This window comes from Serratia sp. CoH_134_PS_4 (assembly GCF_058190535.1).
In genome coordinates this window covers 92,810-108,748 of record NZ_JBXWKI010000017.1, presented here as the reverse complement: position 1 = coordinate 108,748, position 15,939 = coordinate 92,810, and the positions used below count along the sequence as shown (strand labels likewise).

The window sequence follows — 15,939 nt, the reverse complement described above, 5'->3', positions numbered from 1 at the left end:
ATGCCGAACTCAGAAGTGAAACGCCGTAGCGCCGATGGTAGTGTGGGGTCTCCCCATGCGAGAGTAGGACACTGCCAAGCATCAATTAAGCCAAGAGGCCATCCGCAAGGATGGCCTTTTTGCTTTGTATCAACCAAAAATATACGTTTCCCCGCCTCTTCCCATGCAATGAAACATTTTCACCTTCCCGTTGAAGACTCGACTTTGTGCTAAAAAAGCGTTATCTTCGGGCATCTAGAAGTCTAAACGTTTAAACGGATGTGTGAGGATTAAGCAATGCCGATTCGTGTTCCTGATGAGTTACCTGCGGTTAGTTTCTTGCGCAATGAGAATGTCTTTGTGATGACATCCTCACGGGCAAAAAACCAGGAAATCAGGCCGTTGAAAGTGCTGATCCTTAACCTGATGCCAAAGAAAATCGAGACGGAAAATCAGTTTTTACGCCTGCTTTCCAACTCTTCGCTGCAAATTGACATTCAGTTGTTACGTGTCGACAGCCGTGAATCGAAGAACACGCCTGCCGAGCATCTGAACAATTTTTACTGTGATTTTGAAGACATTCAGGATGAGAACTTTGATGGTCTGATAGTGACGGGGGCCCCGTTAGGACTGGTTGATTTTTGTGACGTGGCCTATTGGCCCCAGATTGAACGGGTTATCGATTGGGCAAAGAACCATGTGACGTCCACATTGTTCGTGTGTTGGGCAGTCCAGGCCGCATTGAATATTCTGTACGGTATCCCGAAGATGACGAGAGAGGTAAAGCTCTCTGGTGTTTATCAGCATCAAACACTGCAACAACATGCGCTGCTGACCCGTGGCTTTGATGACACCTTCCTGGCACCGCATTCACGCTATGCGGATTTCCCGACGGAAATTATTCGTCAGTACACGGATCTGGATATCTTGGCAGAGTCGGAGCAAACCGGGGCTTACTTATTTGCCAGCAAGGATAAACGACTGGCATTTGTAACCGGTCATCCGGAATATGATGCTTTAACGCTGGCTGGCGAGTATTGTCGTGATAACGAAGCCGGTCTTGATCCTGTTGTGCCACTGAATTACTTCCCTGACGATAACCCCGAACTCACACCAAAAGCCTCTTGGCGCAGCCATGGACACCTGTTGTTCACTAACTGGCTCAACTACTATGTTTACCAGATCACCCCGTACGATCTGCGTCATATGAACCCGACCCTCGAGTAACACTTCTTCCTTATCGGCGGCTGAATCGAGGCCGCCGACGTCATGCCTACCCAAAAAATCTTCCTTTATATCCTCCCAATTCCAGAAAAAACCATTCTATAACAAGCAATTAACCCATGCTTTCTACATTAATGGAACCGGTTTCCTTACTCAGTATTGTTGTTGTTTTTATTAACCGATTGATAATAAAAGGTTAATAAAATATTTAATAATAAAATGGAAATCGTTTTTGATTTTTATTTATAGTTGAGTATTCTTAGATCCAGAAAGAAGACATCTGACCAGTTGAGGATCCTTTTATTCGTCCTGATCCGTACTGATTTCTGATGAAGATGCGCCGTCTTGGCTTACAGCAACGGTGCGCAATGATGGGAAGGAGCAAGACAATGACGCAACAGATAGTAGGCACGGAGTTAACGTTTACGCAGGGTTTTGGCGCTGCTGAGCGGCAGGTGTTGACGGATGACGCGGTCGAATTCCTGGCGGAACTGGTGAGTAAGTTTACTCCACAGCGCAACAAGCTTTTGGCTGCGCGCGCCTGCTGGCAACAAAAGATCGATCAAGGCGAACTCCCTAGTTTCATTTCGGAAACTGATTCCATTCGTAATGGCGAGTGGAAGATCCGCGGTATACCCGAGGATCTGCGCGACCGTCGGGTCGAGATCACCGGTCCGGTTGAACGCAAGATGGTAATCAACGCCCTGAATGCCAATGTGAAGGTATTTATGGCGGACTTTGAAGACTCACTGGCGCCAAGCTGGGACAAAGTGATCGACGGCCAAATCAATCTTCATGACGCGGTGAACGGCACCATCTCTTATACCAACGACGCTGGAAAAATTTATCAGCTGAAGCCTAACCCTGCGGTCTTGATTGCCCGAGTGCGTGGTTTACACCTGCCGGAAAAACATGTGCTGTGGCAGGGGGAAGCCATACCCGGTGGCCTGTTCGACTTCGCGCTGTATTTCTTCCACAACTATCGTCAATTGCTGGCCAAAGGCAGCGGCCCTTATTTCTATCTGCCAAAAACCCAGTCTTGGCAGGAAGCGGCTTGGTGGAGTGAGGTCTTCAGCTTTACCGAAGATCGTTTTGATCTGCCGCGTGGCACCATTAAGGCGACGGTGCTGATCGAAACCTTGCCCGCGGTGTTCCAAATGGACGAGATCCTGTATCACCTGCGAGATCATATTGTTGGGCTGAACTGTGGCCGCTGGGATTACATCTTCAGCTATATCAAAACGTTGAAAAATCATGCTGACCGGGTATTGCCGGATCGTCAGTCGGTCACCATGGACAAATCATTCCTCAGCGCCTATTCCCGGTTGCTGATCAAGACTTGCCACAAGCGCGGTGCTTTCGCGATGGGCGGCATGGCGGCGTTTATCCCAAGTAAAGACGCCGAGAAGAATGCCTGGGTGTTGAATAAGGTACAGGCGGATAAAGAGCTGGAGGCCAATAACGGCCATGATGGCACCTGGGTAGCGCATCCAGGGCTGGCAGATACCGTTATGGACGTGTTCAGCCGGGTGCTCGGCGAACGCCGTAACCAATTGGAAGTGCTGCGTGAAAATGATGCGCCGATCAGTGCTGCACAGTTGCTGGAACCCTGTGAGGGTGAACGAACCGAAGCGGGCATGCGCGCCAATATCCGCGTGGCGGTGCAATACATCGAAGCTTGGATCTCTGGCAATGGTTGCGTACCGATTTACGGCCTGATGGAGGATGCGGCAACGGCGGAAATTTCCCGTACCTCAATCTGGCAGTGGATCCATCATGAAAAATCTCTCAGCAATGGGCAATTAGTCACTAAAGCACTGTTCCGTCAGATGCTGGCCGAAGAAGTTCTCGTTATCCAAGAAGAACTCGGTGAGCAACGTTTTAGCCATGGGCGTTTTACCGAGGCCGCACGCCTGATGGAGACAATCACGATTTCGGATGAGCTGATCGATTTCCTGACGTTACCTGGCTATGAGCTCCTGGCCTAAATCTGTTCCTGACCATTAACCCTACATTATTGAAAAGGATAAAATTATGTCTACCTCTCGTGCTCAACAGATTCAACAACTGGAACAGGAATGGAAAACGGCCCGCTGGGAAGGTATCACCCGTCCGTACAGTGCAGAAGATGTCATTAATCTGCGTGGTTCGGTTAACCCGGCTTGTACACTGGCGCAAAACGGTGCCGCCAAGCTGTGGGAGCTACTGCACGGTAAATCACGCAAGGGTTATGTCAACAGCCTGGGCGCGTTGACGGGCGGCCAGGCGCTGCAACAGGCCAAGGCGGGTATTGAGGCAATCTACCTGTCTGGCTGGCAGGTGGCGGCGGATGCCAATACCGCGTCTGCAATGTACCCGGACCAATCGCTCTATCCTGTTGATTCTGTCCCGGCAGTGGTTGAGCGGATCAACAATACCTTCCGCCGCGCGGATCAGATTCAGTGGGCCAATAAAATTGAGCCGGGCAGCAAAGGTTACACCGACTATTTCCTGCCGATTGTTGCCGATGCCGAAGCCGGTTTTGGTGGCGTGCTGAATGCTTTTGAATTGATGAAAGCAATGATTGAAGCCGGTGCTGCCGGGGTTCACTTTGAAGATCAACTGGCCGCGGTGAAGAAGTGCGGTCATATGGGCGGCAAAGTGCTGGTGCCAACCCAGGAAGCGATCCAAAAACTGGTTGCTGCCCGTTTGGCGGCAGACGTACTCGGCGTACCGACGCTGGTCATCGCACGTACTGATGCGGATGCCGCAGATTTGCTGACCTCCGACTGCGATCCTTACGACAGCGAGTTCGTGTCCGGCGAACGCACCGCCGAAGGCTTCTTCCGCACCCATGCAGGCATTGAGCAAGCGATCAGCCGTGGTCTGGCGTACTGCCCCTACGCTGATCTGGTGTGGTGCGAAACCTCGACCCCGGATTTGGAGGCAGCCAAGCGTTTTGCCGATGCAATTCATGCCAAATTCCCAGGAAAGCTGTTGGCGTACAACTGTTCACCGTCATTCAACTGGAAAAAGAATCTGGACGATCAGACTATCGCCCGTTTCCAGCAGGAGCTGTCGGCGATGGGCTACAAGTACCAATTCATCACGCTGGCGGGCATCCACAGCATGTGGTTCAACATGTTTGACCTGGCACACGCTTATGCACAGGGCGAGGGCATGAAGCACTACGTCGAGAAAGTCCAGCAGCCGGAGTTCGATGCCGTGGCTCGCGGTTATACCTTTGCTTCACACCAACAGGAAGTGGGCACCGGTTACTTCGACAAGGTGACCACCATTATTCAGGGCGGAGCTTCTTCGGTAACGGCATTGACCGGTTCGACGGAAGAGCAGCAGTTCTGATGCAGTCACGCTGATAATAGGTACCCCAGAGCCTGCTTATGCAGGCTCTGTTTCCTGGCGGGAGGTAAGGATGGCGGCAAAACTGGAGCTGTTGATCGCACAGACGATCCTACAGGGCTTTGATGCACAATATGGCCGCTTCCTGGAAGTGACTGCCGGTGCGCAGCAGCGTTTTGAACGGGCTGATTGGCCGGCGGTGCAGCTGGCGATGAAAAAGCGTATCCACCTGTATGACCATCATGTGGGTCTGGTGGTGGAGCAGTTGAAATGCATCACCGGGCAAAAGTATTTTGACGCGGATTTCCCAAGTCGGGTGAAAGCGGTATATACCGATCTGCTGCCGGAGTACCCGCGCTTTGAGATTGCCGAAAGCTTCTTCAATTCAGTCTACTGCCGTTTATTCAGGCACCGAGATCTGACGCCGGAAAAGCTGTTTGTGTTCAGTTCTCAGCCGGAAGGGCGCTTTCGTGATATCCCGCGCCCGCTCTCACGGGATTTCACCGCCAATGGCGATCTGTCGGAGATGTTATATACCCTGCTGACCGATTTGCCTTTGCGACTGCCGTGGGAAAACGTATCGCGCGATATTGATTACATTACGCTCGCGTTGCAGCAGAACTTCAGTGCACAGCAATTGGCTGGTGCAACGTTCCAGATTGCCAATGAGTTGTTTTATCGTAACAAGGCGGCGTGGCTGGTCGGGAAGCTGCGTGTGGCAGACAGGGTCTATCCTTTCCTGCTGCCGATTCATCACAGTGATTCCGGCGCATTGTTTATCGATACCTGCCTGACCAGCAAGGCGGAAGCCAGCATCGTGTTTGGTTTTGCCCGGTCGTATTTCATGGTGTACGCCCCCCTGCCAGCCGCCATGGTCGAATGGTTGCGCGAGATCTTGCCGAGTAAGACGACCGCCGAGCTGTATATGGCCATCGGCTGCCAGAAACACGGAAAAACAGAATGTTACCGCGAATACCTGACGTTTATGGCGGGTTCTCAAGAGCAGTTCATTATTGCCCCTGGGGTCAAAGGTATGGTGATGCTGGTGTTTACCCTGCCGTCGTTTGATCGGGTGTTCAAGGTGATCAAAGACGAGTTCGCGCCGCAAAAAGAGGTCACGCAGGCACAGGTCATGGCCTGCTATCAGTTGGTAAAAGAGCACGACCGCGTCGGGCGCATGGCCGATACCCAGGAATACGAAAATTTTATCGTCGACAAGGCGCGTCTCAGTCCGGAGCTCTTGGCCGAATTACAACGAGAAGTGCCGGACAAGCTGGAGGATCTGGGCGATCGCATCGTGATCAAACACCTGTACATGGAACGACGCATGACGCCGCTGAATTTGTATCTTGAGCAGGCCAATGAGCAACAGATGCGCGACGCAATTGAAGAATACGGTAATGCGATCAAGCAATTGGCCGCCGCCAATATTTTTCCCGGCGATATGCTGTTCAAGAACTTCGGCGTGACCCGACACGGACGGGTGGTGTTCTATGACTATGATGAGATTTGCTATATGACTGAGGTGAATTTCCGCGATATACCGCCGCCGCGTTACCCGGAAGATGAGCTGGCTAACGAGCCATGGTATAGCGTGTCGCCGAATGATGTGTTTCCAGAGGAGTTCAGGCATTTCCTGTGTGGCGACCGCCGTATCCGGCAGGTGTTTGAAGAGATGCACAGCGATCTGTTTGAGGCCAACTATTGGCGCGGGCTACAGCAACGTATTCGCGATGGCCATGTGGAAGACGTCTTTGCTTACCGCAAAAAACGACGTTTCAGCCAACGCAGCGGTGTGGCGTTGCCCGCGACATCGGCAACGGCCTAAGGGCGCGGTTGGTATACCGCGCCCGATACGATTAGGCTTTCGCACCTGCAACGGCGGCACGTGCCAATTCGGTGATGCGTGCGTAGTCGCCTTTTTCTAAGGCATCTGCCGGCACCAGCCAGGAACCGCCGATGCACAGCACGCTTTTCAGCGCCAGGTAGTCACGGTAGTTACTCGGTGAAATGCCGCCGGTTGGACAGAAGCGCACCTGTGGGAATGGGCCGCCGATCGCCTGCAGTGCTTTTACGCCCCCGTTGGCTTCTGCCGGGAAGAATTTAAACTCACGCAGGCCGTGGTCCATGCCCAACATCAGTTCCGAGACGGTGCAGATGCCGGGAATTAACGGGATCGAACCCGCGGTAGCTGCCTTCAGCAAATCGGCGGTCAGTCCCGGGCTGATGGCAAACTGCGCGCCAGCGTCGGTCACTTCCTGCAGCTGCTGCGCGTTAATGACGGTACCGGCCCCGATAATTGCGTCTGGTACTTCTTTGGCAATGGCGCGAATCGCATCCATCGCGCAAGCGGTGCGCAGCGTCACTTCCAATACACGTACGCCACCGGCAACCAGGGCTTTTGCCAACGGCACCGCGTGCTCCAGTTTGTTGATGACAATCACCGGTACCACTGGGCCTGACATCAGGATCTGCTCTGCGCTTGTTTTCCAATTGTTCATTAACGGTTTTCTCCAGTTTGACCGCCGCCGTTGGGCTACACGGCCATGCGACGGGTTAAAATTTAATGCAGCAGGCGCCTTGTTCAGCACCGGAAAGCTGGCTGCGTAAGGCACCGAACAGTTCACGGCCACAGCCGATATGTTCCGCACTCAGGTCAGGCTGATAAGGGGCGCGCTTAGCCAAAATGTCGGCATCGACCAATAATGCCAATTCGCCGGTGCGGCCGTTCACGCGGATCACGTCGCCGTTTTGCACCTTGGCGAGCATGCCGCCGGTGTAGGCTTCCGGGGTCACGTGGATGGCAGAAGGGACTTTGCCGGAAGCGCCGGACAGGCGGCCATCGGTGACCAGCGCGACTTTAAATCCGCGGTCCATCAGCACGCCAAGCGGCGGCATAAGTTTGTGCAACTCGGGCATACCATTGGCCTGTGGCCCCTGGAAGCGGACAACCACCACGCAATCGCGATCCAACTTGCCAGCCTCAAACGCCGGTACGATGTCATGTTGGCTTTCAAAGACGACTGCCGGCGCTTCGATAATCTGGTTGTCTGCCGGGACCGCCGAGGTTTTCATGACGGCTCGGCCAAGGTTGCCGGCCAATACCTTGGTGCCGCCGTGGTGTTCAAAAGGCTCGGCGATGCTGGCGATCACTTGGGTATCGAGTGAATGATCCACGCCTTCACGCCAGGCCAACTGGCCGTTATCCAGCCACGGTTCTTGGGTGTAACGCTGTAGACCAAAGCCGGCAACGGTGTGTACATCCTCGTGCAGCAGGCCGTGCTTAAGCAGCTCGCGCACCACCAGTGCGACGCCGCCTGCGGCTTGGAATTGGTTGATGTCCGCCGGGCCATTCGGATAGATGCGGCACAGCAGCGGCACGGCGTCTGACAACTCGGAGAAGTCATCCCAGTTAATGATAATGCCGGCGGCGCGAGCCATCGCCACCATATGCATGGTCAGGTTGGTAGAGCCGCCGGTGGCCAGTAGCGCAATAATGCCGTTCACCACCACTTTTTCATCCACCAGTTGGCCAATTGGCAGGTAGTTGCCTGCGGTTTCGGTCAGGCGGGTCACCTGACGCGCAGCGGCATCGGTGAGTGCATTGCGCAGTGGCGTATCCGGATGAACAAAGGAGGCTCCTGGCAGGTGCAGACCCATCACTTCCATGACCATTTGGTTGGTATTGGCGGTGCCGTAGAAGGTACAGGTGCCGATGCCATGATAAGACGCTGCCTCGGCCTCCAGCAACGCCAGGCGATCGGCTTTGCCTTCGGCGTAAAGTTGGCGTACGCGCACTTTCTCTTTGTTCGGCAAGCCGCTGCTCATCGGGCCGGCTGGCACAAACAGCGACGGTAAATGACCAAAGGACAGGGCAGACATCACCAAGCCTGGCACGATTTTGTCGCAAATACCGAGGAACAACGCGCCGTCGAACATATTGTGTGACAGGCCGATGGCGGAGGACATGGCGATCACGTCACGGCTCATCAGCGACAGCTCCATACCATCCTGACCCTGGGTCACACCGTCGCACATTGCCGGAACACCACCGGCCACCTGACCAACCGCGCCTACCGCATGCAATGCCTGCTTTAGCCGTTGCGGATAGTTTTCGTAAGGCTGGTGGGCGGACAGCATATCGTTATAGGCGGTGATGATGGCGATATCGCTGCGCACCATATTTTTCAGCGCGGTTTTGTCATCCGGTTGGCAGGCAGCGAAGCCGTGCGCCAGGTTGCCGCAGGCCAGTTGTGCGCGGTGTACGGTGTGTGAGCGAGCTGCATCAATGCGTGCCAGGTAGGCGGTGCGGCTCTGTTTAGAACGGTCGATAATGCGTTGTGTGACACGGGACAGGATTGGATTGATCATACCTTCCTCACATGGCTATTGTTATATATGCCGTCTGTGGCGGTGCCCCCGGTGTGGAATTGCAGCCCTGGTGTGCAAAGGCCGGGGGCGATGTTGTGGGTATTTAAAACAGCGTGAAAGCAATCATGCCGATGATGCCACCCACGCTACCCAGAATGGTTTCCATCACCGTCCAGGTTTTCAGCGTTTGCAGCTCATTGGCGCCGGTAAATTTACCGAACAACCAGAAACCGGCATCGTTGACGTGGCTGAGTACGATGGACCCGCCGGCAATACAGATAGCCAACGCGGCCAGTTGCCCGCCGCCGAGGCCCAATTGGCTGGTTACCGGTAGCACCAGGCCGACAGTGGTCAAACAGGCTACGGTAGCAGATCCTTGAATGACGCGTACCATGGCGGACAGCGCGAAAGCGGCCACGGCGATCGGCAAGCCGGTGCCGATCATGGCGTCACCCAAGGCAGGGCCAACGCCGGAATCCACCAAAATTTGTTTGAAGACGCCACCAGCGCCCGTCATCAGCAGGATAATCCCGGCAGGCTGCACCGCCGCAGAGCAGATGGCCAGCGTTTGTTCGTTGGTCATGCCGCGCGGTTTTGCCAGGCCGTAAATCACAATCAGGCAGGCGATCAAAATGGCCGTAAACGGGTGGCCAATAAACTCCAGCCACTGTTGTAACTGTGAGCCTGGCGTTACCAGACGGGCACCAATGGTCTTCATACCGACCAACACCAGTGGGCAGAGAACCAACGCCAGACTAAGGCCAAATGACGGCAGGTTGGCGGTGTTCAGCGTCGGCTCGTTTTCATCCTTCGGCATTGACCAGTTAACGTAACGGCTGATAAAGCTGCCGTATAATGGGCCTGCAATCAGCATGCCGAGGACGGCGGCGACCAGGCCGATGGCAATCATCCAGCCGAAGTCGGCCTTCATTTGTGAGGCCAGCAGCATCGGTACCGGCCCCGGCAGCAAGAATGACGCAGCGGCGGCGACGCCGGCAAACAGGGGAATGGCCAGCTTAACGATGTTGCCGTCGGTGCGGCGCGCTACGGCAAACACGATGCCGATCAGTAGCACCACGGCTACGTCAAAAAACAGCGGCAGGGCACAGATCAATCCGGCAATGCCGAGTGCGTAATGGGCTTTACTTTGGCCGAAACGTTTCAGCAAATGTGCCGCAATTTGATCGAGCGCACCGACTTCATGCAGTATCTTACCGAACATCGCGCCCAACGCGACGACAATAGCCAGGAAGCCCAGCGTATCGCCCATACCTTTCTGCATGGTATCGGCGATGCGGTCCAGCGGCATGCCGGAGAAAATACCTGCGGCAATAGACACCAGCATTAACGCGACGAAGGCGTGCATGCGTGCCTTCATCACCAAAAACAGCAGTAAAAGAACCGAGCCGACTGCAGTACCGACCAGCGTTACAGTATTCACGCGCAGACGTCCTGTGGCAGGAAGCTCTGAATGTGCTTCAGGGTATCGGCGATAACGCCTTCCAGGGGTTGGTTGATGTCGACGGACATGACGTCGCTCTCGTCGGCCCCCGGCTGTTCCAGCGCGGCAAACTGTGTCACCAGCATCTGTGGTTTAAAGAAGTGGCCATTACGGGCCGCCAGACGGGCTTCGATAACCGGGAAATCACCGTGCAAGTAGATGAACGACAAATTGCCATTACCGGCGCGCAGGCGATCGCGGTAGTGTTTTTTCAGCGCTGAACAGACGATAACCGAAACATTATTCGTGCGTTGCATGGCGAAAGCGGCGTCGTTGAGTGCGGCCAGCCAGGGGGCACGGTCGTCATCGTTGAGTGGTTCGCCAGCGGCCATTTTTAGGATGTTGCTGCGGGGGTGCAGAAAATCACCGTCGAGGAACCCGGCAGACAGCTGTCGGGCGGCGGCGGCGGCCACGGCGGACTTACCGCTGCCGGAAACGCCCATAATGACGTAAATACGGTTTTGATTATTGGTCATGGCTTAGCTCCAAAACGACACGTGGCGTTACCGCGCGCTTATTGTTACCGGTAACATGTTATCGGTAACATTGTCGGAGGAAGTTTCGCCAGTTGCAATCGCCTTTAACAGGCAGGATCGTTAACTGTGATCGGCTTCAAGTTTTTACTGGGCGAGAGAAACAGGATTGGGGCAGTGTTTTACATGCTGACAACAACGAGAAAATCATGGGCGCAGAGTTTGCGCCCAGTGCCGGGATTGAGGCTTAACGTACGCCACCATACTCCAGGCTGATTTCTTTTGCTGCGTGGATCACCAATGCGCCCAGCTCGATCACCCGGTTGTCGGTGATGCGTGACACCGGACCGGAAATAGAGATAGCGGCAAAGGCCTCGCGATGTTCATCGAAGATGCAGGCTGCCACGCAACGTAGGCCGAGTGCATGTTCTTCGTCGTCAAACGAAAAGCCTTGTTTGCGGATTTGCGCCAACCCTTCCTTCAGGTTGTGCGGTGTCAGGGTGTGCTGAGTATAGGTTTGCATACCTTTCTTATGCAGCAGTTGGGTGACCTGCTCATCCGGCAGGGTAGAAAGAAAGGCTTTGCCGGCACCGGAAGCGTGCATTGGCAGTTTTCCGCCGATCGGCGCGGACATACGCATCAGCGCGGTGCATTGAACCTGATCGATAATAATCGCCTGGTACTCACTGGTATCCAGCACGGCCAGGTTGACGGTTTCGCCGGACTCTTCCATCAGGCGGCGTAGCGTTGGGTGTACCATGGCCAAGAGATTGCGGCTCTGCAAGAAGCTGCTGCCAACGACAAAGGCATGAGAACCGAGGGTCCACAGGCCTAAATCACCGACCTGCCGTACAAATCCTTGCTGTTGCATGGTGGTGAGCAACCGATGGGTCGTAGAGTTGGGTAACCCGGCTTGTTGAGCCAGATCGGTCAACGCGACGTTGCCCTGAGCTTCAGCAATGTATTCCAATAACTTCAGGCCACGGGTTAACGACTGCACCTGGCCGGTTGCCGCACTGGCGCTCGGGGATGCAGCACGGGGCTTTTTGCCACGCTTGGCGGGAGCAGGGGTGACCATAATCCACATTCCTTTTTCCGTATGATGGAATTCATTTTCGTTTTTTGCGTATGAATTGCAAGTCGTCAATCTGCTCATCGGATCTGTTACCCGGCAACCTGAAAAACTCTCAATTGCCGTGCGCCACTTTGCCCCTACAAGCTGTGCTAGGATGGTCGATACCCGTCGTCTTTCAAGCCGCAACTTGAAATCCATAGGGTATGCAACATTTGAGTGTCGGTGAAAGAGTGTGGCCTGAAAGATAAAGGGGATCATGGGTGACTAATCGAGTAGAACAACTGCGCCAGCAGTTAGCGCAGCGCATTTTAGTGTTGGACGGCGGCATGGGCACCATGATCCAGAGCTATCGTCTGGAAGAGAGCGATTTTCGCGGTGAGCGTTTTGCCGACTGGCAGAGCGATCTGAAAGGCAATAATGACCTGCTGGTGTTGACCAAGCCCGACGTGATCACCGCCATTCACTACGGCTACCTGGAAGCCGGGGCCGACATTCTCGAAACCAATACCTTCAACTCCACTTCTATCGCGATGGCCGACTACCATATGGAGTCGCTGTCCGCCGAGATTAACTATCAGGCCGCCTGCCTGGCACGTGCCTGTGCTGATGAGTGGACTGCGCGCACGCCAGAGCAACCGCGCTATGTGGCCGGGGTACTGGGCCCGACCAACCGCACTGCCTCTATTTCTCCGAACGTTAACGATCCGGCGTTCCGTAATGTTTCTTTCGATGAACTGGTGGACGCCTACCGCGAATCGACCCGTGCGCTGGTGGAAGGCGGCGTCGATCTGATTATGATTGAAACCATCTTCGATACCCTGAACGCCAAGGCTGCCGCCTTTGCGGTGGAAACCGAATTCGAAGCCCTGGGTGTCTCGCTGCCGATCATGATTTCCGGCACCATCACCGATGCCTCCGGCCGTACCCTGTCCGGGCAGACTACCGAAGCCTTCTATAACTCGATGCGTCACGTCAAGCCGCTGAGCTTTGGTCTGAACTGCGCGTTGGGCCCGGACGAACTGCGTCAATACGTTGCCGAACTGTCGCGTATCTCGGAAAGCTACGTCACTGCGCACCCCAACGCCGGTTTACCTAATGCGTTCGGTGAATACGATCTGGACGCGCAAGAGATGGCGAAACAGGTCGGCGAGTGGGCGCAGGCCGGCTTCCTGAATATTATCGGCGGCTGCTGTGGGACCACGCCGGAGCACATCGCCGCCATGGTCAAGGCCGTGGCGGGCGTGCCGCCGCGCCAACTGCCGGAGATCCCGGTAGCTTGCCGTCTGGCGGGTCTCGAACCCTTGAACATTGACGCCAAAACGTTGTTCGTCAACGTTGGTGAGCGTACCAACGTCACCGGTTCAGCGCGCTTCAAGCGATTGATCAAAGAAGAAAAATACAGTGAAGCGCTGGCCGTTGCCCGTCAGCAGGTGGAAAGCGGCGCTCAGATTATCGATATCAACATGGATGAGGGGATGCTCGACGCCGAAGCGGCTATGGTGCGTTTCCTTAACCTGATCGCTGGCGAGCCGGACATTGCCCGGGTGCCGATCATGATTGACTCCTCCAAATGGTCAGTGATCGAAAAGGGCCTGAAGTGCATCCAGGGCAAAGGTATCGTTAACTCTATCTCGATGAAAGAGGGCGAAGAGGCCTTTATTCACCATGCCAAACTGGTACGCCGTTATGGTGCTGCCGTCGTGGTGATGGCGTTTGACGAAGTGGGTCAGGCCGATACGCGTGAGCGCAAATTCGAGATTTGTCGCCGTGCCTATAAGATTTTGACCGAGCGTGTTGGTTTCCCGCCGGAAGACATTATTTTTGACCCGAACATTTTTGCCGTCGCTACCGGTATCGAAGAGCATAACAACTATGCCGTCGACTTTATCGAAGCGTGCGCCGACATCAAAACTCACCTGCCGCATGCGATGATTTCCGGCGGCGTGTCCAACGTGTCGTTTTCATTCCGCGGCAACGATCCGGTGCGTGAAGCGATCCACGCGGTATTCCTGTACCACGCGATCCGTAATGGTATGGACATGGGGATTGTCAACGCAGGGCAACTGGCGATCTACGATGATCTGACTGCCGAGCTGCGTGATGCGGTAGAAGATGTGATCCTCAACCGCCGCGACGACGGGACCGAGCGCTTGCTGGAACTGGCGGAAAAATACCGCGGCAGCAAAGGCAACGACGTGGCGGTGCAGCAGGCGGAATGGCGCGGCTGGGCAGTAGAAAAACGGCTGGAATACTCGCTGGTGAAAGGTATCACCGAGTTTATCGAGCTGGATACCGAAGAAGCCCGGCAGCGGGCGGATCGTCCGATCGAAGTGATCGAAGGGCCGCTGATGGCGGGCATGAACGTGGTTGGCGATCTGTTCGGCGAAGGCAAAATGTTCCTGCCGCAGGTGGTGAAGTCCGCTCGCGTAATGAAACAGGCGGTGGCCTATCTGGAACCCTACATTGAGGCCAGCAAGCAGAAAGGCTCTACGGCGGGCAAAATCCTGCTGGCGACGGTGAAGGGCGACGTGCACGACATCGGTAAAAACATCGTTGGTGTGGTGCTGCAGTGCAACAACTACGAAATTGTCGATCTGGGCGTGATGGTGCCGACGGAGAAAATCCTGAAGACTGCGCGTGAGCAGAACGTGGACATCATCGGCTTATCCGGGTTGATCACGCCGTCGTTGGACGAGATGGTCAACGTGGCGAAAGAAATGGAGCGTCAGGGCTTCACTCTGCCGTTGCTGATCGGCGGTGCGACGACCTCCAAGGCGCATACCGCCGTCAAGATCGAGCAGAACTACAGCGGCTCGACGACTTACGTGCAGAACGCATCCCGTACCGTGGGCGTGGTGTCGGCATTGCTTTCCGACATACAGCGCGACGATTTTGTGGCGCGAACCCGTAAAGAATATGAAACCGTGCGCATTCAGCACGCACGTAAAAAACCGCGCACCCCGCCGGTTGATCTGCAGAAAGCGCGCGATAACGCCATGGTGTTGGACTGGGAAAACTATCAGCCGCCAGTACCGAAGCAGTTGGGCGTCTACCCGGTCGAAGCCAGTATCGAGACGCTGCGCCAGTACATCGACTGGACACCGTTCTTCATGACCTGGTCGCTGGCGGGTAAATATCCGCGGATTCTGGAAGATGACGTGGTGGGCGAAGAGGCCAAACGGCTGTTCGCCGACGCCAACCAGATGCTGGATATGCTGGCCGCTAATGGCAGCCTCAACCCGCGCGGTGTGTACGGGCTGTTCCCGGCGAACCGGGTTGGTGACGACGTTGAAGTGTATCGCGACGAAAATCGCGAAGAGGTGCTGGTGGTCAGCCGCCATCTGCGCCAGCAAACGGAGAAAACCGATTTCCCGAACTACTGCCTGGCTGACTTTGTCGCGCCGAAAAGCAGCGGTAAGGCTGATTACTTCGGCGCTTTTGCCGTGACGGGGGGGCTGGAGGAAGATGAGCTGGCGGCGGCCTATGATGCACAACACGATGATTACAACAAAATCATGGTGAAAGCATTGTCGGATCGCCTGGCGGAGGCGTTTGCTGAATACCTGCATGAACAGGTGCGTAAGCTGCACTGGGGTTTTGCTACCGAAGAAAACCTGAGCAATGAAGAGCTGATCCGCGAAAATTATCAGGGTATCCGTCCGGCGCCGGGTTATCCGGCCTGTCCGGAGCACACCGAAAAAGCGGAAATTTGGCGCTTGCTGGACGTTAACCGCCATACCGGTATGGTGCTGACCGAATCTTTCGCCATGTGGCCAGGGGCAGCCGTGTCTGGTTGGTATTTTAGTCATCCGCAGAGCAAGTATTTTGCGGTGGCGCAGATCCAACGCGATCAGGTAGAGGATTACGCGACGCGTAAAGGCATGAGCGTCAGTGAGGTTGAACGTTGGTTAGCGCCTAACCTTGGCTACGACGCCGACTGATTCATCTTCTCTTTGGGGGCGCGGTTCGCGCCCCTG

General features: G+C 55.1%; 10 protein-coding genes and 1 rRNA gene. 6 read left to right on the top strand and 5 right to left on the bottom strand.

Annotated elements, in window-relative coordinates:
- The 5 genes from rrf to aceK form a co-directional block, all read left to right on the top strand.
- Window positions 1-80, top strand: a 5S ribosomal RNA gene (gene rrf, locus AC2FCQ_RS21720); the annotation flags it as partial.
- Window positions 81-276: 196 nt separating this feature from the next.
- Window positions 277-1,206, top strand: a complete 930-nt coding sequence (gene metA / locus AC2FCQ_RS21715; RefSeq protein WP_209636939.1) for a homoserine O-acetyltransferase MetA — start codon at window positions 277-279, stop codon at window positions 1,204-1,206.
- A 386-nt stretch (window positions 1,207-1,592) separates the two neighbouring features.
- On the top strand, window positions 1,593-3,191 hold the full coding sequence (gene aceB / locus AC2FCQ_RS21710; RefSeq protein ID WP_490307753.1) for a malate synthase A: 1,599 nt from the start codon (window positions 1,593-1,595) through the stop codon (window positions 3,189-3,191).
- Window positions 3,192-3,237: 46 nt separating this feature from the next.
- Window positions 3,238-4,545, top strand: coding sequence for an isocitrate lyase (aceA, locus tag AC2FCQ_RS21705; protein ID WP_265556923.1), 1,308 nt, complete (start codon window positions 3,238-3,240; stop codon window positions 4,543-4,545).
- Window positions 4,546-4,615: 70 nt separating this feature from the next.
- The gene (gene aceK, locus AC2FCQ_RS21700; RefSeq protein WP_490307754.1) at window positions 4,616-6,370 is read left to right on the top strand and encodes a bifunctional isocitrate dehydrogenase kinase/phosphatase; all 1,755 of its coding nucleotides are present in this window, start codon (window positions 4,616-4,618) and stop codon (window positions 6,368-6,370) included.
- A gap of 31 nt (window positions 6,371-6,401) precedes the next feature.
- On the opposite strand, the gene AC2FCQ_RS21695 is transcribed toward aceK, so the two are convergent.
- From AC2FCQ_RS21695 to iclR, 5 genes are all read right to left on the bottom strand, one after another.
- Window positions 6,402-7,043 carry a bifunctional 4-hydroxy-2-oxoglutarate aldolase/2-dehydro-3-deoxy-phosphogluconate aldolase gene (locus tag AC2FCQ_RS21695; RefSeq protein ID WP_209636947.1) on the bottom strand — a complete coding sequence of 214 codons (642 nt, stop codon included), beginning with the start codon at window positions 7,041-7,043 and terminating at the stop codon, window positions 6,402-6,404.
- Window positions 7,044-7,098: 55 nt separating this feature from the next.
- A complete protein-coding gene (gene edd, locus AC2FCQ_RS21690) occupies window positions 7,099-8,913 on the bottom strand; it encodes a phosphogluconate dehydratase (RefSeq protein ID WP_209636949.1) in 1,815 nt (604 codons plus the stop codon).
- Window positions 8,914-9,016: 103 nt separating this feature from the next.
- Window positions 9,017-10,354 carry a gluconate transporter gene (gene gntU / locus AC2FCQ_RS21685; RefSeq protein WP_265556926.1) on the bottom strand — a complete coding sequence of 446 codons (1,338 nt, stop codon included), beginning with the start codon at window positions 10,352-10,354 and terminating at the stop codon, window positions 9,017-9,019.
- Window positions 10,351-10,890, bottom strand: a complete 540-nt coding sequence (gene gntK, locus AC2FCQ_RS21680; protein ID WP_209636952.1) for a gluconokinase — start codon at window positions 10,888-10,890, stop codon at window positions 10,351-10,353. The genes gntU and gntK overlap by 4 nt, the downstream gene beginning before the upstream one ends.
- 244 nt (window positions 10,891-11,134) lie before the next feature.
- On the bottom strand, window positions 11,135-11,965 hold the full coding sequence (gene iclR / locus AC2FCQ_RS21675) for a glyoxylate bypass operon transcriptional repressor IclR (RefSeq protein WP_209636954.1): 831 nt from the start codon (window positions 11,963-11,965) through the stop codon (window positions 11,135-11,137).
- A gap of 257 nt (window positions 11,966-12,222) precedes the next feature.
- Here iclR and metH point away from each other — a divergent pair, with 257 nt between their 5' ends.
- Window positions 12,223-15,903 (top strand): methionine synthase, encoded by a 3,681-nt coding sequence (gene metH / locus AC2FCQ_RS21670; protein WP_490307755.1) that lies wholly within the window; start codon window positions 12,223-12,225, stop codon window positions 15,901-15,903.
- Window positions 15,904-15,939 lie beyond the last annotated feature (36 nt).